The sequence below is a fragment of the Luteibacter sp. 1214 genome (assembly GCF_031455395.1).
Classification (GTDB): domain Bacteria; phylum Pseudomonadota; class Gammaproteobacteria; order Xanthomonadales; family Rhodanobacteraceae; genus Luteibacter; species Luteibacter mycovicinus.
In genome coordinates this window covers 843,444-868,694 of record NZ_JAVDSQ010000001.1, presented here as the reverse complement: position 1 = coordinate 868,694, position 25,251 = coordinate 843,444, and the positions used below count along the sequence as shown (strand labels likewise).

14 protein-coding genes are annotated in these 25,251 nt (G+C 65.8%); 13 read left to right on the top strand and 1 reads right to left on the bottom strand.

Going from position 1 to position 25,251, the window contains the following annotated elements; all coding sequences use genetic code 11:
- The first annotated feature begins 8 nt into the window (after positions 1-8).
- The 13 genes from lysS to treY all read left to right on the top strand — a co-directional run bounded on the left by lysS (position 9) and on the right by treY (position 24,859).
- Positions 9-1,541: a lysine--tRNA ligase gene (gene lysS / locus J2X57_RS03575; protein ID WP_036114006.1), complete on the top strand. Its 1,533-nt coding sequence runs from the start codon at positions 9-11 to the stop codon at positions 1,539-1,541.
- A gap of 24 nt (positions 1,542-1,565) precedes the next feature.
- Positions 1,566-1,865 carry a YciI family protein gene (locus J2X57_RS03570; RefSeq protein ID WP_036114004.1) on the top strand — a complete coding sequence of 100 codons (300 nt, stop codon included), beginning with the start codon at positions 1,566-1,568 and terminating at the stop codon, positions 1,863-1,865.
- Positions 1,862-2,125, top strand: coding sequence for a BolA family protein (locus J2X57_RS03565; protein ID WP_036114001.1), 264 nt, complete (start codon positions 1,862-1,864; stop codon positions 2,123-2,125). Before J2X57_RS03570 ends, J2X57_RS03565 begins: the two co-directional genes overlap by 4 nt.
- Before the next feature lie 7 nt (positions 2,126-2,132).
- Positions 2,133-5,633: a chromosome segregation protein SMC gene (gene smc / locus J2X57_RS03560; protein WP_309863842.1), complete on the top strand. Its 3,501-nt coding sequence runs from the start codon at positions 2,133-2,135 to the stop codon at positions 5,631-5,633.
- A gap of 26 nt (positions 5,634-5,659) precedes the next feature.
- Positions 5,660-6,739 carry a cell division protein ZipA gene (gene zipA / locus J2X57_RS03555; RefSeq protein ID WP_043693427.1) on the top strand — a complete coding sequence of 360 codons (1,080 nt, stop codon included), beginning with the start codon at positions 5,660-5,662 and terminating at the stop codon, positions 6,737-6,739.
- Between the two features lies 1 nt (position 6,740).
- On the top strand, positions 6,741-7,379 hold the full coding sequence (locus J2X57_RS03550; protein ID WP_309863839.1) for an FMN-binding negative transcriptional regulator: 639 nt from the start codon (positions 6,741-6,743) through the stop codon (positions 7,377-7,379).
- A 135-nt stretch (positions 7,380-7,514) separates the two neighbouring features.
- Positions 7,515-10,796 (top strand): maltotransferase domain-containing protein, encoded by a 3,282-nt coding sequence (locus J2X57_RS03545; protein WP_309863837.1) that lies wholly within the window; start codon positions 7,515-7,517, stop codon positions 10,794-10,796.
- 3 nt (positions 10,797-10,799) lie between these two features.
- The gene (gene treS / locus J2X57_RS03540; protein WP_309863834.1) at positions 10,800-14,117 is read left to right on the top strand and encodes a maltose alpha-D-glucosyltransferase; all 3,318 of its coding nucleotides are present in this window, start codon (positions 10,800-10,802) and stop codon (positions 14,115-14,117) included.
- Positions 14,114-16,300, top strand: coding sequence for a 1,4-alpha-glucan branching protein GlgB (gene glgB, locus J2X57_RS03535; RefSeq protein ID WP_309863832.1), 2,187 nt, complete (start codon positions 14,114-14,116; stop codon positions 16,298-16,300). Before treS ends, glgB begins: the two co-directional genes overlap by 4 nt.
- Before the next feature lie 11 nt (positions 16,301-16,311).
- The gene (glgX, locus tag J2X57_RS03530; protein WP_309863829.1) at positions 16,312-18,420 is read left to right on the top strand and encodes a glycogen debranching protein GlgX; all 2,109 of its coding nucleotides are present in this window, start codon (positions 16,312-16,314) and stop codon (positions 18,418-18,420) included.
- Positions 18,417-20,168: a malto-oligosyltrehalose trehalohydrolase gene (treZ, locus tag J2X57_RS03525; RefSeq protein ID WP_309863826.1), complete on the top strand. Its 1,752-nt coding sequence runs from the start codon at positions 18,417-18,419 to the stop codon at positions 20,166-20,168. The genes glgX and treZ overlap by 4 nt, the downstream gene beginning before the upstream one ends.
- A 3-nt stretch (positions 20,169-20,171) precedes the next feature.
- Complete coding sequence (gene malQ, locus J2X57_RS03520) at positions 20,172-22,250, top strand: 4-alpha-glucanotransferase (RefSeq protein WP_309863824.1); 2,079 nt, start codon at positions 20,172-20,174, stop codon at positions 22,248-22,250.
- Complete coding sequence (gene treY, locus J2X57_RS03515) at positions 22,247-24,859, top strand: malto-oligosyltrehalose synthase (protein ID WP_309863820.1); 2,613 nt, start codon at positions 22,247-22,249, stop codon at positions 24,857-24,859. Before malQ ends, treY begins: the two co-directional genes overlap by 4 nt.
- Before the next feature lie 99 nt (positions 24,860-24,958).
- Here treY and J2X57_RS03510 read toward each other — a convergent pair whose 3' ends face one another.
- Entirely contained in the window at positions 24,959-25,231 is a 273-nt protein-coding gene (locus J2X57_RS03510) for an acyl-CoA-binding protein (RefSeq protein ID WP_036117804.1), read from the bottom strand.
- Positions 25,232-25,251 lie beyond the last annotated feature (20 nt).

Below are 25,251 nucleotides of genomic sequence, written 5' to 3'. Positions count from 1 at the left end.
CCCTTTCCATGACTGACGATACCCGCGATGCCACGCCCGCCACCGCCGCCGACGAGAACCGCCTCATCGCCGAGCGTCGCGAGAAACTGAAAGCGCTGCGCGCGCAGGGCATCGCCTATCCCAACGACTTCAAGGTCGACAGTTTTGCGGGCGACCTGCAGGACGAGTTTGCGGACAAGGACACCTGGACGGCCGAGGCCATCGAGGGTGCGCCGCGGCGCGTGACCGTGGCCGGCCGCATCATCCTGATGCGCGGGCAGGGCAAGGTCAGCTTCGTGCAGATGCAGGACGGCACCGGCCGCATCCAGCTGTTCGTTCACCAGGGCACGCTGGGCGAAGCGTCCTACGACGCCTTCAGGCGCTGGGACCTCGGCGATATCGTGGGTGCCGAAGGCCTGTTGATGCGCACGAAGACCGGCGAGCTGTCGATCAAGGTCGACGCCATCCGTCTGCTGACCAAGTCCCTGCGCGGCCTGCCGGACAAGCACCACGGCCTGGCCGACGTCGAGCAACGCTACCGCCAGCGCTACGTCGACCTGATCGTCACCGAGGAGTCGCGCCGCACCTTCGCGCTCCGTTCGAAGATCATCAGCCACGTCCGTCGCTGGCTCGAAGCCGAGCCGCGCCGCTTCATGGAAGTGGAAACGCCGATGATGCACGTGATCCCGGGCGGCGCCACCGCGCGTCCGTTCACCACGCATCACAATGCGCTCGATATCCCGCTGTTCCTGCGCGTGGCGCCGGAGTTGTATCTCAAGCGCCTGGTCGTGGGCGGCTTCGATCGCGTCTACGAAATCAATCGCAACTTCCGTAACGAGGGCGTGTCCACGCGACACAATCCCGAGTTCACCATGCTCGAGCTGTACCAGGCGTACGCTACCTACCACGAGATCATGGACATCACCGAGGGCATGATTCGCTCCTCGGCCGAGGCGGTCATCGGCCAGACGTCCATCGAGTGGGACGGCGCGACCGTCGACCTGGCTCCGGCGTTCCGTCGCTGGCGCATGGAAGACGCCGTGCTCGAACTCAATCCCGAGATCAAGCCGGCCGACCTGCGCAACCGTGACGTCATGGCCGCGCACGCCGCGCGGCTGAAGATCCAGGTCAAGCCGTCGTACGGCTGGGGCAAGCTGCTGCTGGAGATCTTCGAGGCGACGGTGGAGCACACGCTGATCCAGCCGACCTTCATCACCGATCACCCGGTGGAAGTCTCGCCGCTGGCGCGCGAGAGCGATACCGACAAGGGCATCACCGACCGCTTCGAGCTGTTCATCAACGGCAAGGAAATCGCCAACGGCTTCTCGGAGCTCAACGATTCCGAAGACCAGGCCGCGCGTTTCCAGGCCCAGGTGGACGCCAAGGATGCCGGCGACGACGAAGCCATGCACTACGACGCCGATTATATCCGTGCGCTCGAAGTGGGCCTGCCGCCGACCGGTGGACTCGGCGTCGGCATGGACCGCCTCGTCATGCTGCTGACCGGTTCGTCGTCCATCCGTGACGTGCTGCTGTTCCCGACCATGCGCCCCGAGGCCTGACCGGCCTCGCTACCGGAGACATCGATGTTCTACGCCATCGTCGCACTGGATCACCCGAATTCGCTGGAAAAGCGCCTTGCCGCGCGCCCGGCGCATCTGGCGCGCCTCAACGCCCTGAAAGACGAGGGCCGCCTGAAGCTGGCCGGCCCGTTCCCGGCCATCGATTCGAACGACCCGGGTGAGGCCGGATTCACCGGCAGCATGATCGTGGCCGAGTTCAGCGACCTGGCGGCCGCCGAAGCCTGGGCTGGCGCGGATCCTTATGTCGAAGCCGGCGTGTATCGCGACGTGACGGTCCGCCCGTTCCGCGCCGTGTTGCCGTGACGGCCGAGAAAGTCGAGCGCATCCGGGTCCTGCTGACCGGGGCCCTGGCCCCGGTCGAGCTGGACGTGATCGACGAGGGCCACAAGCACGCCGGGCATTCGGGCGAGGGCAGGGGGCATTTCTTCGCCCGTATCGTCAGTCCGGCCTTTGCCGGCAAGAACCCGATCCAGCGGCATCGCATGGTCTATGCTGCGCTGGCCGAGATGATGCCGGACGGCATCCACGCGCTGGCGATCGAGGCCAAGGCCCCCGGGGAATAAAGAAAACATGCGTCTGACCACGATCAAGCTGGCGGGATTCAAGTCGTTCGTCGACCCCACCACGCTGCACCTGCCCACCAATATGACCGGCGTCGTCGGTCCGAACGGCTGCGGCAAGTCGAACATCATCGACGCCATCCGTTGGGTCATGGGTGAATCCGCGGCCAGCCGTCTTCGCGGCGACTCCCTCACTGACGTCATCTTCTCCGGCTCCAGCGCGCGCAAGCCGGTGGGCCAGGCCACGGTCGAACTGATCTTCGACAACAGCGACGGCACCATCCAGGGCGAGTACGCCAGCTTCGCCGAGATCTCGGTCAAGCGCATCGTCAGTCGTGACGGCCAGTCCTCGTATCACCTCAACGGCGCGCGTTGCCGTCGCCGTGACATCACCGACCTGTTCCTTGGGACCGGCCTGGGCCCGCGTTCCTACTCGATCATCGAGCAGGGCATGATCAGCCAGATCATCGAGGCGGCGCCGGAAGAACTGCGCACCCATCTCGAAGAAGCCGCCGGCATCTCCAAGTACAAGGAGCGCCGCAAGGAAACCGAGAGCCGCATCAAGGCCACCCGCGAGAACCTCGACCGCGTGCGTGACGTGCGCGACGAGGTCGACAAACAGCTGGACCACCTGAATCGCCAGGCCCGTGCCGCCGAGCGCTGGAAGGCCTTCAAGGAAGAGCACACCCGCCGCGAAGCCGAACTCCGCGCGCTGGAGTACCGTACGCTGCATCGCCGCCACGAAGGCGAAGGCTCCGGTCTGCGCGAGGCGGAACTCGAGATCGAGAAACACCTCGCCGGCCAGCGCCAGGTCGAGGCGCAGATGGAAAGCGTGCGCGAGCGCCACCAGGGCGCCAGTGAGCACCTCAATCAGGTCCAGGCCGAGGTTTACAAGGTCGGCTCCGAGATCGCCCGTGTCGAGCAGCAGGTGCGGCATAGCCGCGACCTCAGCGAGCGACTGACGCGCGCGCGTGGCGACGCCGAGCGCGAATTCGAAGAACTGCAGGGTCACATCGGCGCCGACCGCGAGCAGGTGGAGACCCTGCGCATGGCGCTGGCCGAGGGCGAGCCCAGGCTCGAAGCCCTGCAGCAGATCCAGGACGAGACGGGCGATGTGGTCCGTGCCACCGAGTCGAAGCTGGCCGACTGGCAGCAGCGCTGGGATACCCATACCCGGGGTGCGTCGGAGTCCAGCCGCGCGGCCGAGGTCGAGCGGACAAAGCTGGCCTATCTCGACCGCCAGACGGTCGACCTGTCGCGTCGCAAAGAGGCGTTGGATGCCGAACAGAAGGCGACCGACATCGCCGCGCTCGACGCCGCCTCCGAACAACTCGATGTCGAACACGATACCCAGCGCGAGAAGGTGGAGCAGCTGGGCGGCGTGCTCGACCAGCACAAGGTCGCGTACGAGCGCGTGCTCGACGAAGAGCGCCAGGTGCAGACCGCACTGAACGACGGGCGTCAGCAGTTGCAGACCGCGCGCGGCCGCCAGGCCTCGCTCGAAGCTCTGCAGAGTGCCGCGCTGGGCCAGGAAGAAACCGCGGCCAGTGGCTGGCTGTCGCGCCTTGGCCTCGACCGCTCGCGTCGACTGGGCGAATCGCTGCAGGTCGACGCCGGCTACGAGTCGCCGGTGGAAACCGTGCTCGCCAGCGTCCTCGACGGGGTGCTGGTCGATTCGATCGACGCCTTGCTGCCCGAATTCGAAGCGCTCGGTCAGGCCGATGTCGCGCTGTTCGCCAGGGAGCAGGGCGGCCCCGGCGCCCCCGGTACCCTCGCCGAGCACGTGCGTGGACCGGTGGCCGCCGTCGCGCTGCTGAGCAATGTCTTTGTCGCGGAGTCGGTGGAAGCCGCCGCCGCACGGCTCGCTTCACTGCAGCCGCACCAGTCCGTCATCACGCGCGATGGCGCATGGATGGGGCCGGGCTGGGCCCGCGTGCTGCGGGCGCAGGGCAATCAGGTCGGCGTGCTCGCCCGCGAACGCGAGATCCGCCAGCTCGCCGGGCAGATCGAAACCCTCGAAGCCACTCTCGAAGAACGTACCGAACAGCTGGAAGCCCTGCGTACCAGCAAGTTCGAGACCGAGCGTCAGCGTGACGACGCCCAGCGCGATCTCTACGCCGCGCATCGCCGTCTGTCCGAGCTCGCCGGTCAGTTGCAGAGCCATCGCGGCAAGATGGAGACGGCGCGCGCCCGAGCTGAGAAGGTCGGCGGCGAAATCTCCGTCATCGTCGATCAGCTCGACGAACTGCAGGGCCAGACCCGTGATGCCCGCGCGCGCCTCGATGAGGCCGTCGGCCACATGGGCGATCGCGAGGACGAGCGCCGTGGTCTCGAAAACGAGCGTCGCGAGTTGCTCGAAGCGCGCGAAGAAGCCCGTATCAATGCGCGCGAAGCGGCTGACCAGTCGCACCAGCTCGCACTGAGCATGGAGTCCAAGCGCTCGGCGCTGGGGTCGCTCGAACAGGCTCTTGCGCGTCTGGATACCCAGCTGCGCCAGGTGACCGCTCGCCGCGATGAGATCGATCAACAGCTGGCTGCCGGTTCCGATCCCATTGCGGAACTCGAAGCCGAGCGGCAGACCTACCTCGACCAGCGTCTGCTGGTCGACAAGCAGCTGGTCGACGCACGTCGTGCGCTCGAAGACTGCGACGCCGAGTTCCGCCGGCTCGAGCAGGAGCGCCAGCGCGTCGAGCACGTGCTCAATCAGGTGCGTGAGAACGTGTCCGAAAAGCGTCTCGCCGCGCAGGCCTTGCAGCTGCGTGCCGAACAGCTGGCCCAGGCCATCGTGGCGTCGGGTCTCGAACTCGAAGCATTGCTCACCGAACTGCCCGAAGACGCCGAGCCGGAGCGCTGGCAGCAGCAGCTGGTCGACCTTTCCGGCAAGATCGCCCGTCTGGAGCCGGTCAACCTGGCCGCTATCCAGGAGCACGCCGAGCAGTCGCAGCGCAAGGAATACCTCGATGCGCAGCTGCTCGACCTGACCAGCGCGATGGAAACCCTGGAGGGCGCGATCAAGAAGATCGATCGCGAGACCCGCCAGCGCTTCAAGGAGACCTTCGACCGCGTCAATGCGGGTGTGCAGGAGCTGTTCCCACGGTTGTTCGGCGGCGGTCACGCCTACCTCGAGCTCACCGGCGAAGATCTCCTCGACACCGGTGTGTCGATCATGGCCCGGCCACCCGGCAAGCGCGTCTCCAACATCACGCTGTTGTCCGGCGGTGAGAAGGCGCTCACGGCAGTCTCACTCGTCTTCGCGATATTTGGCCTCAACCCGGCGCCGTTCTGCCTGCTCGACGAGGTGGACGCACCGCTGGACGAAGCCAACGTGGGCCGCTTCTCGGCCATGGTCCGCGAGATGAGTGAGAAGGTGCAGTTCATCTTCGTCAGCCATAACAAGGCCACGATGGAGGCCGCCCATCAGCTCTGCGGCGTTACCATGCGTGAGCCGGGCGTGTCGCGCCTCGTCCAGGTCGATCTGGCCGAAGCGTCCAAGCTCGTCGGCGCCGCCTAAGTACCGTTCTTGAAGGAAATCGAACCATGAATCCCGCCATCGGCCTCGCCTGGAATCCCGCAGTGGGCATCCCGATGCTCTTCGTCGGCATCGTCGTGATGGTGCTGCTCTGGCTGTTCGGTCAGCCGCGCAAGGAGCAGGGTCGCCGCAAGCCGGTGCCGGAGCAGCCCGAGCGTGGCCGCGAGCGCCGCGAACCGGTCTTCAGCGACGAGGACGGTGGCGTCGATGCGCGCGAGGCATACGACGAGCGGGACAACGTGTCCTTCAGTGCCCGCGACGAGCTGCGCGAGGACGACGCCAACGACCCGCTGTTCAATCCGCGGCCGAAACAGGCCGAGCTCGATGTGGACCTGAGGGCGGAGCTGGAGCGCCTCGGCGCATCGCTGGCCGGTGAGCGGACGGCGTCCGCCGCGCCCGTGGCGCCGGCGGCACCGGCCCCGGCGGCGTCCGCGCCCGTGGCGCGTCCCGCCCAGCGCACCGAGCCACGTTTCGATCTGGACCTGCCGTTCAATCTCGACGACGAGCCGCGCATGGCCGCGTCTGCGCCGGCGCCTGTCCCGGCCCCCGCGCCGGTGCCGGTGCGCCCCCCCGCGCCGGCTCCGGCACCGGTGGCGAAGACCCCTCCGCGCTCGGATCTCGGCCGCCGCCCGCCGCACGCGCCGGTCGAGCGTATCGTCAGTCTGTACGTCGTCGCCCGCGAAGGCACCCGGTTCAACGGTTCCGATCTCGTCGTGGCCGCTGAAAAGGCCGGCCTGGAGTTCGGCGACATGGGGATTTACCACCGGCTCGTCGACGGCCATCCGGAACAGGGCCCGATTTTCAGCGTCGCCAACCTGACCAAGCCCGGCAACTTCGACATGGCGCGCATCGCCACGTTGCAGACCTCGGGTCTGTCGTTCTTCATGGCGCTGCCGGGTCCCGTGCCCGCGCTGGACGCCTGGGACGCAATGCTGCCCACCGCGCAGCGCCTGGGCGAGTTGCTCGACGGCCTGGTCCTTGACGAGGAGCGCAACGCACTCGGCCGCCAGCGCATCGCACACATCCGCGACGAGCTGCGTGGCTGGGACCGCGGGCACGAAGGCGAAGAGATCAAGTTCGGCCAGTAACGTGTACACGCCCCGAGCCTTCGCCGAAGATCGTCTGCCCGTCCTGCACGAGGCGATCCGGCGCCATCCGTTCGGCACGTTGGTGACGGCCGGTGAGGGCGGCATCGAAGCGAGTCACGTTCCTTTCGTGCTGGCGCCGGACGAGGGGCCCTACGGCACGCTCTACTGCCATGTGGCGCGCGGCAACGACCATGTGACACGTCACGTCGGGGAGGCGCTGTCGATCTTCGCGGGTCCGCACGCCTACATCTCACCCAACGGGTATCCCGGCAAGGCTGAACACCACCGCGAAGTCCCGACCTGGAACTACATCGCGGTGCACGTCTATGGGCACCCGGAGACGTTCACAGAGCCGACCTTGCTCCGTGCCTTGCTGGAGCGTCTGACCGCCCAGTCCGAAAAGGATGCTGCGCAGCCCTTGCCGTGGCAGGTAGGCGATGCCCCGGCCGAGTATCTGGCCGCCATGTACCGCGGCATCGTCGGTATCCGCATCGCCATCGACCGCATCGAGGGCAAGTGGAAGCTGGGCCAGAATCGTACGGACGCCGATCGCACAGGAGCGGCGACGCTGCTTGCCGAGCGCCCCGGTGACGACGAACAGGCTATCGCGGCGGCGATGCTCGCCGCTCGAAACGTGTGAATTAACGGCAGCATATTCACGTTGCCGCAACACCCCTCTGCGTCACTGTGAAGCCTTCGCGTGTCCGGGTATTGGCACGATGCATACATCCTGCCCGGCATGCTTGTGTCCTTCCCCCAGAGGAATGCGATTCACATGTCGGAAAGCACGCGAGCGCCTTTCAGAATCTACTATCTGCATCCGCTGCTCGCCGGGCCGATGACCGCCTGGAATGCGTGGATCGAGCACGCGGCGTCGCTGGGATTCCGGCAGCTGCTGGTGGCACCACCGTTCGATGCTTCGGTCACCGGTGACGTTTTCGTTACACGGGACTTCGACCGGTTGAACGGGGCGGTGGCGGACGACGGCGATGCGGTCACCCGTCTGGCGCAGATCGCGAAGGCCTGCCGCAATCACCGCATGGAACTGTGGCTGGACCTTTCTCTGGACGAGGTCGCCTCGGATGCGCCGGTTCGCCAGGAGCATCCGGAATGGTTTCGCGCGGTTGCCGCGCAGCACGGCACGCCAGATCCACGCTGGACCCCCGCGGAGAGCGACAGCGTCCGCTGGCGCCTCAACGACCCCGAGGTTGCCGAAGCGGCCACACAGTGGTGGGTCGATCGTCTGCATCGCTGGACCGCCGCGGGCGTCGAAGGCTTTCGCGTCGTACATCCGCAGCGGCTGCGCGCGTCGCGCTGGAAGAGCCTGATCGATGCGGTGCGCAACACGCACGCCGATGCGTCGCAGGCCGCGTTCCTCGCCTGGACGCCCGGGCTTTCCGCTGACGATCTCGCCAACCTGAAAGGTGCCGGATTTGACGCGGTCGTTTCGTCGGCTAACTGGTGGGACTTTCGTGCGCCGTGGTTCGCTGAAGAAGCCGCGCGTCTCGCCACCGTCGCGCCGGCGCTGGCTTGCGTGGAGGAGCCCTTCGCGAAGCGGCTCGGCGATGAACTGGGCGAGGAGAACCAGCTCGAGAACGCCTATCAGCGGGCGATCGCGTTCGCGGCGACATCGCCCGGGGGCTGGATGATGCCGGTCGGTTTCGAGTTTGCCCAGCACGATGCGCTGGATCCGCGACGTGGCCTTGCGGTCACGCCCGCGGCGCTCGCCACAAATGCCGCCCTCGACCTGACGGCGACGATCCGTGCCGCCAACGCGGCCGTGGGTGACGATGTGCCAGCGGCCCCCCTCATCACGACGGGCCGCGATGTCGCCGTGTTCCTGACGGTCGACGGACCCGACGCGCGAAAGGCGTCCCGTGCCACCCTGACCCTGGTCAACGCGTCGCTGGACCGTGACGCACCGGTCGGTGCCGCGCAGGCGCTGGCGGGCGCGGCCGCGCACTTCGCTCCCTGGGTCACGCCGGACGGACGCAAGGTGTTCGACCAGGGCGACGGGATGCTTCTGGCACCCGGCGCCGTTCTGACCCTCACCGGTGTGCCGTCCACGCCAGCTAAACGAAAGATGGGAGCGAGTGTGCAGAAGGAATTCCTACAGGCGGCCTCGCGTGCGCCTCGCGTCATGATCGAAGCCGTGCAGCCGACGGTGGACGCGGGCCGCTTTCCGGCCAAACGCGTCGTCGGTCAATCGGTGGAGGTGACGGCGGACATCTTCATGGACGGCCACGAGGTGCTGGCCGCACGCCTGCGTTACCGCGCACAGGACGAGCGGACATGGCGCGAAGTCGTCATGGAGCCGGTGAACAACGACATTCATTCGGCGAGCTTCGTACCGACGCGTGTCGGCCGTTATGAGTTCCAGGTCGAAGCCTGGCACGACCGCTTCGCCAGCTATCACCACGAGATCGAGGTGAAGCACGCCGCCGGTGTCTCCCTTGCGCTGGAACTGGAAGAGGGACGCCTGCTCGTCGAAGCCCGGGCCAAAGCTGCCGCTGGTCCCAGGGCGAAGGCTTTGCGTAACCTGGCGGCGGCACTCGGCAAGGCCGATGACGCACAGCGACTCGAGATGCTGCTCGATGAGACGACGGTGGCGCTCATGGCGGCGACCGATCCCCGGATCCGCTCCAGCGTCACCGACACGTATCTGCTCGAGGTGGATCGTCGCGAAGCGGTCTTCGCCAGCTGGTACGAACTGTTTCCGCGTTCGATGACCGATGACAAAGCCAGGCACGGGACCTTCCGCAATACCATCGCGCGGCTGCCGGCGATCCGCGACATGGGTTTCGACGTGCTCTACTTCCCGCCGATCCATCCGATCGGCACCGCGTTCCGCAAAGGTCCCAACAACACGCTGACGCCCGGTCCCGATGACCCGGGCAGTCCGTATGCGATCGGCTCCCCGGACGGCGGCCATAACGCCATCCATCCGCAACTGGGCACCCTCGAGGACTTCCGCGCTCTGCGTGACGCCGCGCACGACCACGGGCTGGAGCTGGCACTGGACTTCGCCATCCAGTGCTCGCAGGACCACCCCTGGCTGAAGGAACATCCGGAGTGGTTCGACTGGCGTCCGGACGGCAGCATCAAATACGCCGAGAATCCGCCGAAGAAGTACCAGGACATCGTCAATGTCGACTTCTATGCCGACGGCGCGATTCCCTCGCTCTGGCAGGCGCTGTGCGACTCCGTGCTGTTCTGGGCCGCGGAGGGTGTACGCACCTTCCGTGTCGATAACCCCCATACCAAGCCGTTCCCGTTCTGGGAATGGATGATCGCCCGCGTGCGGGCGAAGTATCCGGAAACACTGTTCCTTTCCGAGGCGTTCACCCGTCCGAAGCCGATGTATCGTCTGGCCAAGGTTGGCTTCAGCCAGTCGTACACGTATTTCACCTGGCGCAACTCGAAGCAGGAGTTCATCGACTACCTGACCGAGTTGACGACGACGGCACCGAAAGACTTCTTCCGGCCCAACTTTTTCGTCAATACACCGGACATCAACCCGTACTTCCTGCAGACCTCGGGGCGCCCGGGTTTCCTGATCCGCGCCGCGCTGGCGACGACGCTGTCCGGCCTCTGGGGTATGTACTCGGGCTTCGAGATCTGCGAGTCCGCGCCGATGCCCGGCAAGGAGGAGTACCTCGATTCCGAGAAGTACGAGATCCGCATCCGCGATTTCAACGCCCCCGGTAACATCGTTGCGGAAATCACCCAGCTCAACCACATCCGGCGCGCGCACCCGGCGCTGCAGTCGCACCTCGGACTGCGCTTCCTGCCGGCCAGCAACGATCAGGTCCTTTTCTTCGAGAAGCGTTCCGGTGACGATCTCGTGCTTGTCGCGATAAGCATGGACCCGCACAACGCCCAGTCCGCGGACCTCACGCTGCCGCTCGGCGACTGGGGCCTGAGCGACGACGCCGCGATCGACGTACACGACCTTCTGCATACCCAACCCATCGCCTGGCGCGGTGCCCGTCAGAACGTATGGCTCGGCCTCGGCCAGCCCTACGCGATCTGGCACGTCCGTCTCCCTGGAGTCTGATCCATGGCAACACGCGGTAAGGGAAAGAAACAGACGATCGCTCCCGATTTTTCGAGCGATCCGCTCTGGTACAAGGATGCGATCATTTATCAGGTCCATCTGAAGTCGTACTTCGATGCCAATGACGACGGCGTGGGCGATTTCGAGGGCCTGATCCAGAAGCTGGACTACATCGCCGAGCTGGGCGTCAACACATTATGGCTGCTGCCGTTCTATCCGAGTCCGCGGCGCGACGACGGCTACGACATCGCCGAATACAAGTCGGTGCATCCCGACTACGGCAAGCTCGCCGATGCGAAACGGTTCATCGCGGAGGCCCACAAGCGCGGCCTGCGCGTGATCACCGAGCTGGTCATCAACCACACCTCCGACCAGCACCCGTGGTTTCAGCGGGCGAGAGAGGCGAAGAAAGGTTCCGCAGCGCGCAACTTCTACGTCTGGTCCGATACCGACCAGGCCTACGACGGCACCCGCATCATCTTTCTCGACACCGAAAAGTCCAACTGGACCTGGGATCCGGTGGCCGGTCAGTACTTCTGGCACCGTTTCTTCTCTCATCAGCCGGATCTGAACTTCGATAACCCCGCGGTGATCAAAGCGGTGCTCGAAGTCATGCGCTTCTGGCTCGACCTTGGCGTCGACGGCCTGCGACTGGACGCCGTGCCCTATCTGATCGAGCGCGAAGGCACCAACAACGAGAACCTTCCCGAAACGCACGACATCCTCAAGCTGATGCGTGCGGAGATCGACCAGCATTACCCGGATCGCATGCTGCTCGCGGAAGCGAACCAGTGGCCGGAGGATACTCAGGACTACTTCGGCAACGGCGACGAATGCCACATGGCGTTCCATTTTCCGCTGATGCCGCGCATGTACATGGCGATCGCACGCGAAGACCGTTTCCCGATCACCGACATCATGCGTCAGACGCCGGCAATCCCCGAGAATTGTCAGTGGGCTATCTTTCTGCGTAACCATGACGAGCTCACGCTCGAGATGGTGACCGACAACGAACGCGATTACCTGTGGCAGACCTACGCGGCCGACCGTCGTGCTCGTATCAACCTGGGTATTCGTCGGCGTCTCGCCCCCTTGCTCGAGCGCGACCGTCGTCGCATCGAACTGATGAACGCCTTGCTGCTATCGATGCCGGGCACGCCGGTGCTGTATTACGGCGATGAGATCGGCATGGGCGACAACATCCACCTGGGTGATCGTGACGGCGTACGCACGCCGATGCAGTGGTCCGTCGACCGCAACGGCGGATTCTCGCGGGCCGATCCGGCCAGCCTGGTGCTGCCGCCGATCATGGATCCTCTTTATGGCTTTCAGGCCATCAACGTCGAGGCGCAGGGGCGCGATCCGCACTCGCTGCTCAACTGGACGCGCCGCATGCTGGCTGTGCGAAAGCGTTACAAGGCCTTCGGTCGCGGCACGCTGAAGTTTCTCTATCCGGGTAACCGCAAGGTGCTGGCGTATCTGCGCGAGTTCGAGGGTGAACACCTGCTCTGCGTCGCCAACATGTCCCGTTCGCTGCAGGCGGTCGAGCTCGACGTGGCCGCGTTCGACGGGCAGGTTCCCATCGAGATCATGGGCGGCTCGTCATTTCCGCCGATCGGTCAGCTCCCCTATCTGCTGACGCTGCCGGCATACGGTTTCTACGCCTTCCAGATCTGCCCCAACGCGCAGATGCCGGAGTGGCACGAAGTGCCCGCCGAACCGCTGCCCGATTACGAGACGCTGGTGCTACGCGGCGCGCTGGTCGAAGGGCCGGTCATGGCGCATCACCGTGGCGTGATCGAGAAGCAGGTTCTGCCCGGCTACCTCGGAGTGCGTCGCTGGTTCGCCTCGAAGGATCGTGGCATCGAGAGCTCGAAGATTCTCTATGCCGTGCCGTGGCCGGACCACGGCGACGATCTCGTCTTCACCGAGGTCGAAGCGACGCTTGCCGACGGCGGTACCGAGCGCTACAGCCTGCCCGTCGGCATCGTCTGGGAAGACGAAAGCCCGACAGCGCGTGCCCAGCAACTTGCGTTGGCACGCGTGCGTCGCGGTCGTCGCATCGGCTTGCTCACCGACGGATTCGCGCTGGACGCCTTTGCCTCCGGCCTCCTGATCGGGCTGCGTCAGGGAACCGAGTTGCCGGTGAACCATGGCGTCGTGCGTTTCGAGACGACCGATGCGTTCGCCGGCGTCACCTTCGACCCGGCCATCGAAAGCCGGTGGCTGACCGCTGAGCAATCCAACAGCTCGATGATCATGCACGACGCCGGTGTGGTGAAGCTGTTCCGACGCACCTCCGTCGGCGTCAATCCGGAAGTCGAGATGGGTCGCTTCCTTACCGAGCACGGCTACGCCAACACCTCGCCGTTGCTCGGTGAGGTGGTACGCATCGGCGAAAACGGCGAACGCACCACGCTGGCCGTGTTGCAGGGCTTTCTGCGCAATCAGGGCGATGCCTGGCGGTGGACGCTGGACTTCCTTCGTCGCAGCTACGACGAATACAGTCATTCCGACGAGGAAGAGCGCAAGGCGGAGATCGAGGCGGGGTACGACGCGTTCGCGACCGCCGTGGGCACGCGTCTGGGCGAGTTGCACGCCTTGCTTGCGCAGCCGTCCGAGATTCCCGCGTTCTCGCCCGAAAAGGCGAGCGCCGCCGACGTCGACGCGGTACGCGACAGCGTTCGTGCCCAGATCGGCCGTGCGCTGATGTCGATCGATCATCTTGCCGATCTGTCGGAGGCCGTGGCGGCCGACGTCGAGGCCCTCAAAGGTCTCGTGGGCACGCTGGACGAGCGCGTGGGCAAGCTGGCGAACGCGGGCGTATCCGCCCTCAAAACCCGGGTGCATGGCGACTTCCACCTCGGCCAGATCCTTGTGGTCCAGGACGACGCGTACATCATCGACTTCGAAGGCGAACCCGCTCGTTCGCTGGACGAGCGCCGGGCGAAGGGCTCCCCGTTGCGAGATGTCGCCGGTTTCCTGCGTTCGCTCGACTATGCGGCCGCCATGGCGCGCCGGGGTGAAGACGGACTTGCTCCGATCGAGGACGAAGGCTTCGGCGATTACCTGTCCCGATTCCGCGAGCGTTCGTCGCGCGTCTTCCTGGCGGCCTATCGCGCCGTCCTGGACGCGGCACCGGTACGCTGGGTCGATGGCGAGACGCTGGCACCCATCCTGGAGCTGTTCGTCATCGAGAAGGCGGCGTACGAAGTGAACTATGAAGCGGCGAACCGGCCCGGCTGGGTCGATGTGCCGGTGCGCGGGCTGCTGCACGCCGCGCGCGGTGAGACATCCCGAGAATTGAAGGAAGAGACGTGACCGATCCCCGTACCTATGGCCTGACCGATGCCGCTGCCGTCGACGCACTTGTCGACGGACGGCACGGCGATCCTTTTGCTCTGCTCGGCCCGCATCTTGTCGAGGGGAGGCGGGTCGTGCGCAGTCTGCAGCCGGGCGCACAGGGTGTGGAATTGATCGATGCGACCGGCCGGTCGCTGGGCGAGCTGAAGCGGGTACACGACGGCGGCTTGTTCGCCGGTTTCCCGGAGTCCGACGACGGCTACCGCTTGCGTGTTCACTGGCCTGCGGCCGCCCACGACATGCACGATCCTTACAGGTTCGGGAACCTCCTCAGCGACGACGACCTGCAACGTCTGTCCGCGGGAACGCATACGGAGCTGTTTCTCTGCCTCGGCGCGCATCCGGTCACGGTCGACGGCGTGAACGGCGTCCGCTTCGCCGTCTGGGCGCCGAATGCGCAGCGGGTCAGTGTCGTGGGCGACTTCAATAGCTGGGACGGTCGTCGCCTGCCCATGCGCAAACGCGTACCGGCGGGTGTCTGGGAACTCTTCGTGCCCGGCTTGCTGCCCGGCGCACGTTATAAGTACGAGATCTGGGGCGCCGACGGATCGCTGACCCAGCGCGCCGATCCGGTCGCCCTCGCGGCCGAGCTGCCGCCGTCAACGGCGTCGATCGTGGCCGACCCGACCGCGTTCCGCTGGACGGATGACGAGTGGATGCGTCACCGTGGTTCGTTGCATCATGCGGGCTCCCCGCTGTCGATTTATGAGCTGCATGCCGGATCGTGGCTGCGCGGTCCCGATGGGCGCGAGCTGCACTGGGATGAACTGGGCGAACGCCTGATCCCGTATGTGGCGGGAATGGGTTTCAGCCATATCGAACTGCTGCCGGTGTCGGAGCACCCCTTCGGCGGATCCTGGGGTTATCAGCCACTGGGCCAGTTCGCCCCGACGTCGCGGTTCGGTACGCCCGAGGCGTTCGCGCGCTTCGTCGACCGCTGCCACGAGGCGGGCGTCGGCGTCATTGTCGACTGGGTGCCCGCGCATTTCCCCACGGACATCCACGGTCTGGCGCACTTCGACGGCACGCCGCTCTACGAACATGCCGATCCGCGCGAGGGTTTCCATCAGGACTGGAACACGTTGATCTTCAATCTCGGCCGGAACGAGGTATCCGCGTTCCTGGTCGCCAGCGCGCTGGCCTGGCTCGAGCGCTTCCACGTCGACGGCCTGCGTGTGGATGCCGTGGCGTCGATGTTGTATCGCGACTACTCGCGCAAGCACGGCGAGTGGGTGCCGAACCAGTACGGCGGCCGCGAAAACCTCGAGTCGATCGCCTTCCTGCGCCGGGTGAACCAGCTCGTCGCGGAACGGCATCCGGACTGCATGACCATCGCCGAGGAATCGACCGCGTGGCCGGGCGTGACCCAGCCGGTGGAGCAGGGCGGCCTCGGCTTCGACTTCAAGTGGAACATGGGCTGGATGCACGATTCGCTCGAGTACATGTCGCGCGATCCGTTGTACCGCCAGTTTCATCATGGCGAAATGACCTTCAGCATGGTCTATGCCTATTCCGAGAAATTCGTGCTGCCGCTGTCACACGACGAAGTCGTGCACGGCAAACGGTCGTTGCTGGGACGCATGCCTGGCGACGAGTGGCAGCGTTTTGCCAACCTGCGTGCCTACTACGGTTTCATGTGGGGTCATCCGGGCAAGAAACTGCTGTTCACGGGTGGCGAAATCGCGCAGCCACACGAGTGGAACCACGATGCGCAGATCGCCTGGGAGTTGCTGGACAACCCGCTGCACCTCGGTGTGCAGAAGACCGTGCGCGACCTCAACCGGCTCTATGCGTCGACGCCGGCCCTGTACGCATGGGATACCGATCCGCGCGGCTTCCGTTGGGTGATCGGGGACGATGCGTCGCAGAGCATCTTTGCCTGGCTTCGCTTCGCGGAGAATGGACGGCCGGCCCTGGTCGTCAGCAACATGACGCCCACGCCGCGTCACGGCTTCCGCCTAGGCGTGCCCGACGGCGGCCGCTGGAAGGAAGCGTTCAACTCGGATGCTTCCGATTACGGCGGTTCCGGCGTCGGCAACGAAGGCGAGCGGCATACGCAGGATGTGCCATCGCATGGCTTCGATCGTTCGCTGGTGCTGAGCCTGCCACCCCTTTCCACGGTCATCTTCGTGGCCGACTGACGAGGAATCCGATGCCCGCACTTCCCGAGCGCATGCAGTCCGGTACGCCGCATCCCCTTGGCGCCACCTGCGACGGCATGGGAACGAATTTCGCGGTGTTCTCCGCCCACGCGGAGCGCATCGAACTGTGTCTGTTCGATCCATCCGGTAAGCGCGAGATCGCGCGATACGACCTCCCCGAATGTACCGATGAGGTGTTTCACGGCTACCTGCCACGTGTACGTGGCGGGACGCTTTACGGTTTCCGGGCTTATGGGCCGTACGAGCCGGAAGAGGGACACCGGTTCAATCCGAACAAGCTATTGCTGGATCCTTACGCCCGTCTGCTCCACGGACAGGTTCGCTGGTCCGATGCGCTTCACGGCTACCGTGTGTCCTCGCCACGTGCGGACCTTTCGTTCGATCGTCGCGACAGCGCCGCGGCGATGCCCAAGGCGGTCGTGGTCGACGAACCGATGCACTGGACGCAGAACAACCGTCCGCATACCCCCTGGAATGAGACGGTCATTTACGAGACCCATCTCAAGGGGATAACGCGAACGCTCAAGCGTATCCGGCCGCACGAGCGCGGCACCTTCATCGCGCTGGCCGATCCTTACGTTATCGACTATCTGGTCAAGCTGGGGATCACGGCCGTCGAACTGCTGCCCGTGCATGCGTTTCTCCAGGACCGGCGCCTCGCCGAGATGAAACTGCGCAATTACTGGGGCTACAACACGCTGTCGTTCTTCGCTCCGGAACCGGCGTATCTTGCCGAAGGTGCGCTCAACGAGATCCGTGCCGCGGTGCAGGCGTTGCATGCGGCGGGCATCGAAGTGATCCTGGATGTGGTCTACAACCACACCTGCGAGGGCAGCGAACTGGGCACCACCATGTCCTTCCGGGGCCTGGACAACAAGAGCTACTACCGGCTGATGGCGGACAACCCGCGTTACTGCATCAACGACACCGGTACCGGCAATACGGTCAATACGGCACACCCGCGCGTGCTGCAGATGGTGATGGATTCACTGCGCTACTGGGTCCAGACCTTTCATGTGGACGGCTTCCGCTTCGATCTCGGCGTCAGTCTGGGACGCGAAGAGCATGGGTTCGACCCCTGTTGCGGCCTGTTCGATGCCATGCGGCAGGATCCGGTGCTGGCCAACGTCAAACTTATTTCAGAGCCGTGGGACATCGGTCCAGGCGGTTACCAACTGGGCAATCATCCGCCGGGCTTTGCCGAGTGGAACGGCAAGTTCCGTGACGATATCCGGAAGTTCTGGAAAGGCGACTCGAACATGCGCGGTGCGCTTGCGGGTCGGCTTCAGGCGTCCGGCGAGCTCTTCGACCACCAGAAGCGCAAGCCGTGGGCATCGGTCAATTTCATCACGGCGCACGATGGTTTCACGCTGGAAGACCTGGTCAGTTACAACGACAAGCACAACGATGCCAACGGCGAAGAAAACCGTGACGGTGGCAACGACAACGAAAGCTACAACCACGGTGTCGAAGGGCCGAGCGACGATGCCGCCATCCGCGCCCAGCGCGACCGGCAAAAGCGCGCGATGCTGGCGACGATGTTCTTCTCGCACGGCACGCCGATGCTGCTCGGTGGCGACGAGTTCGGTCGCACGCAGAGCGGCAACAACAATGCCTATTGCCAGGACAACGAGTTGTCCTGGTACGACTGGAAGCTGGCCAGCTCGGATCCGGGTCGCGAGTTGTCCGAATTCGTTTCCCGCCTGATACGCCTGCGCGAACAACATCCCACCTTGCGGGCCGCGCACTTCCTGCGGGGCGACAAGGAGGTCGCGCCCGGCATGCGCGAGGTGGTGTGGTTCGACGAGAGCGGTGCCGAAATGACACTGGAGACCTGGGGTTATACCGAAGGGCGCCTGCTGGCCCTGCGGCGCGCCCAGGCGTACGGAGAGAAACGAGCCGACGTGACGCTGATTCTGGTCAATGCCACGCCTGAGACGCATGTCTTCCACCTTCCGCAGCCCGCCGCCAACTGGCGCCTGCGTTGCAACACTGCCGCGCCCCTGGCGCCGGAGCTACCGTGGACCGAGCCGACGATCGAAGTGGAGGGACGGAGCGTCCTGTTGCTGGCAGCGACAGTGCGGACCGAACCCGCGTGAGCGCGCGTTACGTACATGCCATGCCTTATGGCGTGAAGCCGTTGGGCGAGGGCAAGGCGCGCTTCCGTCTGTGGGCACCCGATGTCGACAGCGTGTCGATCGAGTGCGATACCGGGCACACGTCGACGATGCGTGCGCTGGACGATGGCTGGTTCGAATGTATCTGCCCCGCGGAGATTGGATCGGGCTATCGCTTTCGTCTGCCGGATGGCACAGCGGTACCCGACCCCGCGTCGCGCCGGCAGCGAGGCGGCGATGTGCACGGCTTCAGTGTAGTGACCGATCCGCAGGCCTTCGAGTGGCGGAACGGCGCCTGGCAGGGGCGTCCCTGGCAGGACACCGTGATCTACGAATTGCATGTCGGTGCGCTGGGCGGCTATCACGGTGTGGAAATGGTGCTGCCGCATCTCGCCTCGCTGGGCATCACGGCCGTGGAGCTCATGCCGATCGCCGAATTTCCCGGTGAGCGGAACTGGGGATACGACGGCGTCCTCCCGTATGCCCCGACGGACGCGTTCGGCTCGCCCGAAGACCTCAAGTCGCTGATCGACACCGCGCACGGCCTCGGCCTGATGGTGTTCCTCGATGTCGTCTACAACCACTTCGGTCCAGACGGAAATTATCTGGGCGCCTACGCATCACCGTTTTTCGATGGCTCCGTGCATACCCCGTGGGGTGCGGCGATCGGCGTGTCGACGCCGCAGGTCGGCGACTTCTTCGTGCACAATGCGCTTTACTGGCTGGAGGAATTCCGCTTCGACGGCCTGCGTTTCGACGCGGTGCACGCGATCGGCAACCCCGGCTGGCTGGGCTCGCTCGCGGCGCGCGTGCACGGCGCGGTGGGGCCGGACCGTCATGTGCACCTGATTCTGGAGAACGAGGCGAACCAGGCCAGCCTGCTCGGCAGGGGACGCTTCGATGCGCAATGGAACGACGACTTTCACAATGCCCTGCACGTGCTGCTGACGGGTGAGGCCGAGGGTTACTACGCGCACTACGAAGCGCCGATGCCCAAGCTTCTGCGCAGCCTGCAGGAGGGGTTCGTTTTTCAGGGCGAGCCGATGGGCGGCAAGCGTCGCGGCGAATCGAGCGCTCATCTGCCGCCGTCGCGCTTCGTCAACTTCCTGCAGAATCACGACCAGGTGGGCAACCGTGCGTTCGGCGACCGCCTGACGACGCTGATTGACGCCGAGACGATGGAGGCCGCGCTGGCCCTCCTGCTGCTTGCGCCTTTCGTCCCTATGCTGTTCATGGGAGAGGAGTGGGCCAGCCGCACGCCGTTTCTCTTCTTCACCGATTTCCAGGATGAGGACCTTCGCAAGGCGGTGCGCGACGGTCGGCGTCGCGAGTTCGAGGCATTCACGAGCTTCGGCGGCGAGGAGATTCCCGATCCGAACGACTACGACACGTTCACCGCGTCCATTCCCAGCCGTGAGGAAGGAGCGGGTGAAGCGCGCCGGCAACTGGTTCGCGAACTGATCGCCCAGCGGCACAAGCACGTCGCTCCGCACATAGGCGATGCCAGGGCGGCGGGAGCGGAGGCAGTCGGCGACCGCGCCTTTACCGCCGCATGGAAACTGGGACCGGCGACGCTTACCTTGTACGTCAACCTCGGCGACGCCGACGTCACGATCCAGCGGCCACCATCGGCGTCCGCGGCATGGCTCCATGGCGATGCCGCGGATATCGCTTCCGTTTCGCGCGGCCTGCTTCCCGCTCGCCGTACCGTCGCCTGCCTGGAGTCCTGAGCCGTGAACGCCCCCCTCGACGATCGTCTCGCTTTGCTTGCCGAACAGGCTGGCATCGATGTCGACTGGCGCGACGCGCTGGACCGCCCGCAGACCACGCCGGCCAGCACGCTTCGTGCCGTGCTCCGCGCGATCGGCCTGCCTGCGGACAACGCCGATGATGTTTCCTCGAGCCTGCATCTGCTCGAGCAGGAGCGCAGCGGCCGACGACCGCCGCGCATGATTACCGCCGATGCGGGCGCACAGGTAGCCATTCCGCCCGTACCGCGCGGTCGCGTGTGGAAGCTGCTGGACAGCGAAGGCGGCCAGGTGGCCGAGGGCGCGTTGCCGTCGGGCGAGGCTGGTATTGCGGCGCCCTCGACACCCGGCTATTACACGTTGATGCTCGACGACGACGAGGTGACGCTGGCGATCGCACCGCCGCGAACCTTTGGCGTCGGCGACGTCGCCGGTACGCGCCGACCCTGGGGCATGGCCGTGCAGATGTCCGCGCTCCGTCGCCCCGGCGATGGCGGCTTCGGCGATTTCACGGCGCTTGAGCTTTGTGCGCGCGCCGCGGCGGAAAAAGGCGCGGATGCGCTCGCGATCAGCCCGTTGCATGCATTGTTCGCCGCCGCTCCCGAGCGTTACAGCCCCTACGCGCCGTCGAGCCGCCTGTTTCTCAACGGTCTGTATGTCGACCCGGTGAAAACCAGTGGTGAGCAGACCGTTCGCGCGGTGATCGACACGCACAACCTGCGTCAGGAACTGGCCGAACTCGAATGGCTCGAGCTGATCGACTGGCCGCGCGCGGCCCGTGCGCGTATGACCATTCTGCGGTCGTTGTTCGAATGGGCGTCGGTGGATCTTGCCCACTCGGAGCGTTTCAGCGCTTTCAGGCGGGAGCAGGGCGAGCCGCTCGAGCGGCACGCACGTTTCGAGGCGCTGCATGGGCATTTCACCGCACATGGCCGGCCCGGTGGCTGGCAGGGCTGGCCCGCGGAATTCCACGACCCGGCCGGCAACGAGGTCGCTTCGTTCGTGCGCGAGCATGGTCGCGAAGTGGCCTTTCACGCCTGGCTGCAGTGGCTGGCCGCGCAAGGGCTCGAAGGTGCGCAGAAAGCGGCGCGTGACGCGGGCATGGCGATCGGCCTCGTCGCCGACCTCGCCGTGGGAGCGGACTCGGGTGGCAGCCATGCGTGGGCGCACCAGGCGGAGATGCTGCGCGGCCTGTCGGTGGGGGCACCACCGGACGCGCTGAACCGGCTGGGACAGGACTGGGGTCTGACGACGTTCTCCCCGCGTGGCCTGCGCGAAACCGGTTTCCGTGGCTTCATCGGCATGTTGCGTGCGGCGCTCGCGCACTCGGGCGGTGTCCGCATCGATCACGTGCTCGGCCTGAAACGCCTGTGGCTGGTCCCGCACGGCGCCGGCGCCACCGAGGGGGCCTATCTGCGCTATCCGCTCACCGACATGCTGCGGCTGATCGCACTCGAGTCGCATCTGCACCGCGCCATCGTCATCGGCGAGGATCTGGGCACCGTACCCGCCGACTTCCGCCATGCCATCGCCGATAAGGGCGTGCTCGGTATTCGCGTGCTGTGGTTCGAGCGTGCATCGGACGGCGGTTTCGTGTCGCCACGCGAATGGTCGGACAATGCCATGGCGACGACGAGCACCCACGATGTCTCGACCGTGGCGGGATGGTGGAGCGGGCGCGATGTCGAATGGCGTAAGCGCACCGGCCTGGACGATCCCGCTGTCGACGAAGCGGCGCAGCGTGAGAAGGAACGCGGGGCGCTGTGGCGTGCGATGTGCGCGTCGGGCTCGGCCTGGAACGAGGACGCGCCACCCGCGACGGACGATATTTCTCCTGTCGTGGTCGCGGCGGCGCGCCACGTGTCTCAGGCGCCCGCACCGCTGGCGATCTTCCCCGTGGAGGATATCCTCGGCCTGCATGAGCAGCCGAATCTTCCGGGCCCCACCGATGCCATTCATCCGAACTGGCGGCGGCGCATGCCCGACTCGTCCACCCGCCTGTTCGATGGGCCGATTGCCAACGCGGTGTGCGCGGCGATCGACAAAACCCGGAACCGGACATGAGCCCGCCGCGCGCGCTGGCTCGCCTGCAGTTCCATGCGGGCTTCACTCTGGACGACGCGGTCGGCGTCGTCGGCTATTACGCCCGGCTGGGTGCGAGTCACCTCTACGCGTCGCCGATCCTTAAGGCACGTGCGGGTTCGACGCATGGCTACGACGTGGTCGACTGCCACGAGGTCAACCCGGAGATCGGCGGTGAGGACGCGTTGCGCCGCCTGGTCGTCGCTCTGCGCGAGCACGGCATGGGTCTCGTGGTCGACATCGTGCCGAACCACATGGGCGTCGGCACCGGGAACGCCTGGTGGATGGACGTGCTGCGGAACGGGCGTGAGAGCCGTTACGCGGGTTACTTCGATATCGAATGGACCGCGCCGGATCCGCTGATTCGCGGTCGCGTGCTCTTGCCGATCCTCGGTGCCGGTTACGAGGAAACCTTGCAGTCGGGGCATCTGCGCCTGCGCCGTCGCGGCGATACCTGGATGTTGGGCATCTACGACGATCGTCTTCCGCTGTCGCCAGCCTCCGTTGCCGGACTGGGCGATGACGCGGTCGACGAGCACGACCCATCGACGGAGACGGGCAGGGCGAAGCTGCATGCTCTGATCGAAAAGCAGCATTACCGGCTTGCGTTCTGGAAGCTGGCCAGCGACATGGTCAACTACCGTCGTTTCTTCGACATCAACGAACTGGCGGGTCTTCGCATCGAGCGAACGGCGGTGTTCGAGGATACGCACAAAACGATTTTCCGGCTTTACGCCGAAGGGCTGATCGATGGCGTGCGCTGCGACCATGTGGATGGCCTCGCCGATCCGCGTCGCTACTGCCGGCAGTTGCGCCATCGGCTGGAAACGCTGCGTACGCAACGGCCGCCCTCCGCGCCGCATGACGCCGCTTATCTCGTCGTCGAGAAGATCCTGGCCGAAGACGAAGATCTCCGGCTGGACTGGCGCACCGACGGCACCACGGGCTACGAGTTCATGGACCAGGTCTCGGCCGTCCTGCACTGCCAGCGCGGCGAAGCGCCACTGACCGAACTGTGGCGCAAGCTCACCGGTGAGTCGGCGGACTTCGGCACACAGGCGGTGCGGGCACGCCGGCAGATTCTGGTCGACAGCTTCGAATCCGAGCTCGATCGCACCGCACGAGCGCTGTTCACGGCCGCCCGCGCCAACGTCGCCACGCGCGACGTGTCGCTGGCCGCGGTACGCCGGGTGATCGTCGAGCTGCTGGTGCACTTCCCCGTCTACCGCACGTATGCGGGTGGCGCGGGGCGGGACGCCATCGACGAGGTCTTCTTCGCCCGAGCGGTTGAAGGCGCTTCACGGACCCTGCGGCTCGAAGACAGCGACCTGCTGCAACTGGTGTCGTCGTGGCTTGGCGGCGTAGCGCCCCGATCGCTGCCACCGGGCCCTGTACGCCGGGCACGCGAGCGCGCCATCGCGGTGTTCCAGCAGGCGACATCGCCGGTGGCCGCCAAGGCCGTCGAAGACACCGCCGGCTACCGCTACGGTCGGCTGCTCTCGCGTAACGAGGTGGGTGTCGACGCCGGGCGCATGGCCATGTCGATCGAAGACTTCCATGCGCGCTGTGCGATGCGTGCCGATACCTTGCCGCACAACTTGCTGGCGACGGCGACGCACGACCACAAACGTGGCGAAGACCTGCGCGCCCGGCTGGCGGTACTGTCCGAAGTAAGCGAACGCTGGGTCGTCACCGCGGAGCGCTGGCGTGTTCGCCACGCGGACTTCCGGCAACGGGCGGATGGGCGCATGGCGCCTTCGGCGGGCGATGAGCTGATGCTGTATCAGATGCTCGTAGGCGCCTGGCCTCTGCACCTGTCGCCCGACGATACCGACGGCGTCGAACGGTTCGCCTCGCGTATCGCCGCCTGGCAGCGCAAGGCACTGCGTGAGGCCAAGCGCTGGACGCGCTGGACGTCGCCCAACGAGCCTTACGAAGATGCCTGCGAAGACTTCCTGCGGGCGATCTTGTCCAGCGATGTCGCGGCGGAGTTCGCGGCTTTCGCCAATTACATCGCCACGCCTGGCGCGGCGAATGGTTTGGCCCAGACCGTCCTGCGACTGACGACGCCCGGCGTACCCGACCTTTACCAGGGTACGGATTACTGGGACTTCAGTCTGGTCGATCCCGACAACCGGCGACCGGTCGATTTCCTCGCGCGCGCCTCATCCCTTGAACTGGCGGAGACTCCCTTCGAGGCGTTGACGCACTGGCGCGACGGCGCGATCAAGCAGGCGGTGATCGCCCGCCTCCTGGCGACGCGCCGCGAGCACCCGGAGCTGTTTGCCCGGGGCAGCTATCGCGCTCTGGCGGCGGAAGGCCCTGCCTCGGAGCATGTCCTTGCGTTCGTCCGGGAGCATCGCGGGCAGCGGCTGTTCATCGCCGTCGCCCGGCACACGGCGGAGTGGATTGCCGGCAGCGACGCGCCAGTGATCGGCGCCAATCACTGGGAGGGGACGTCGCTGACGCTTCCTGATGGGCGCTGGATGAGTGTTTTCGGAGAAGGGCGGGTCGACGGCGGGGTGATCGAGGTAGCCAGTCTGTTCGGCGAATTGCCGGTTGCGGCGTGGCTTGCGCAGCGCGCTTCATAGCAGTCACCGGCGTGCCCCGCCGAACCGCGCTATCCGGTGAACGCCGGTTCGGTGGGAACTTCCCTCGTCAGGGCGGCCCGGGGCCCCCTGAGACCGCCATCAGCCCGTCCCCTCGGCCCCTAACGACCTGACCAGTGCGACGTATTCCTCTTGCGCCTGCGCCTGTGGCATCCCCGTCAGCTTCACCCATGCCTCGTACTTGGCTGTGCCCACAAAATCGAAGAAACCCGGCTTCGGCCCGACGGCGTCGCCCTCGGAGCCCTGTTTATAGAGGGCGTAGATCCGCAGCAGCGTGTCATTGTCCGGTCGGCGCCCCAGACGGGTGATGTCCAGGTAAGCCTGCTCGAACTGGCTCTGGAGGTCGTCGGACATGGAAAGGCGGCCTGGTCGAT

Excerpts from the sequence above, each read along its gene's own strand:
- lysS (WP_036114006.1), top strand. The coding sequence starts at position 9 with ATGACTGACGATACCCGCGATGCCACGCCCGCCACCGCCGCCGACGAG.
- J2X57_RS03570 (WP_036114004.1), top strand. The coding sequence starts at position 1,566 with ATGTTCTACGCCATCGTCGCACTGGATCACCCGAATTCGCTGGAAAAG.
- smc (WP_309863842.1), top strand. The coding sequence starts at position 2,133 with ATGCGTCTGACCACGATCAAGCTGGCGGGATTCAAGTCGTTCGTCGAC.
- zipA (WP_043693427.1), top strand. The coding sequence starts at position 5,660 with ATGAATCCCGCCATCGGCCTCGCCTGGAATCCCGCAGTGGGCATCCCG.
- J2X57_RS03545 (WP_309863837.1), top strand. The coding sequence starts at position 7,515 with ATGTCGGAAAGCACGCGAGCGCCTTTCAGAATCTACTATCTGCATCCG.
- treS (WP_309863834.1), top strand. The coding sequence starts at position 10,800 with ATGGCAACACGCGGTAAGGGAAAGAAACAGACGATCGCTCCCGATTTT.
- glgX (WP_309863829.1), top strand. The coding sequence starts at position 16,312 with ATGCCCGCACTTCCCGAGCGCATGCAGTCCGGTACGCCGCATCCCCTT.
- treY (WP_309863820.1), top strand. The coding sequence starts at position 22,247 with ATGAGCCCGCCGCGCGCGCTGGCTCGCCTGCAGTTCCATGCGGGCTTC.
- J2X57_RS03510 (WP_036117804.1), bottom strand. The coding sequence starts at position 25,231 with ATGTCCGACGACCTCCAGAGCCAGTTCGAGCAGGCTTACCTGGACATC.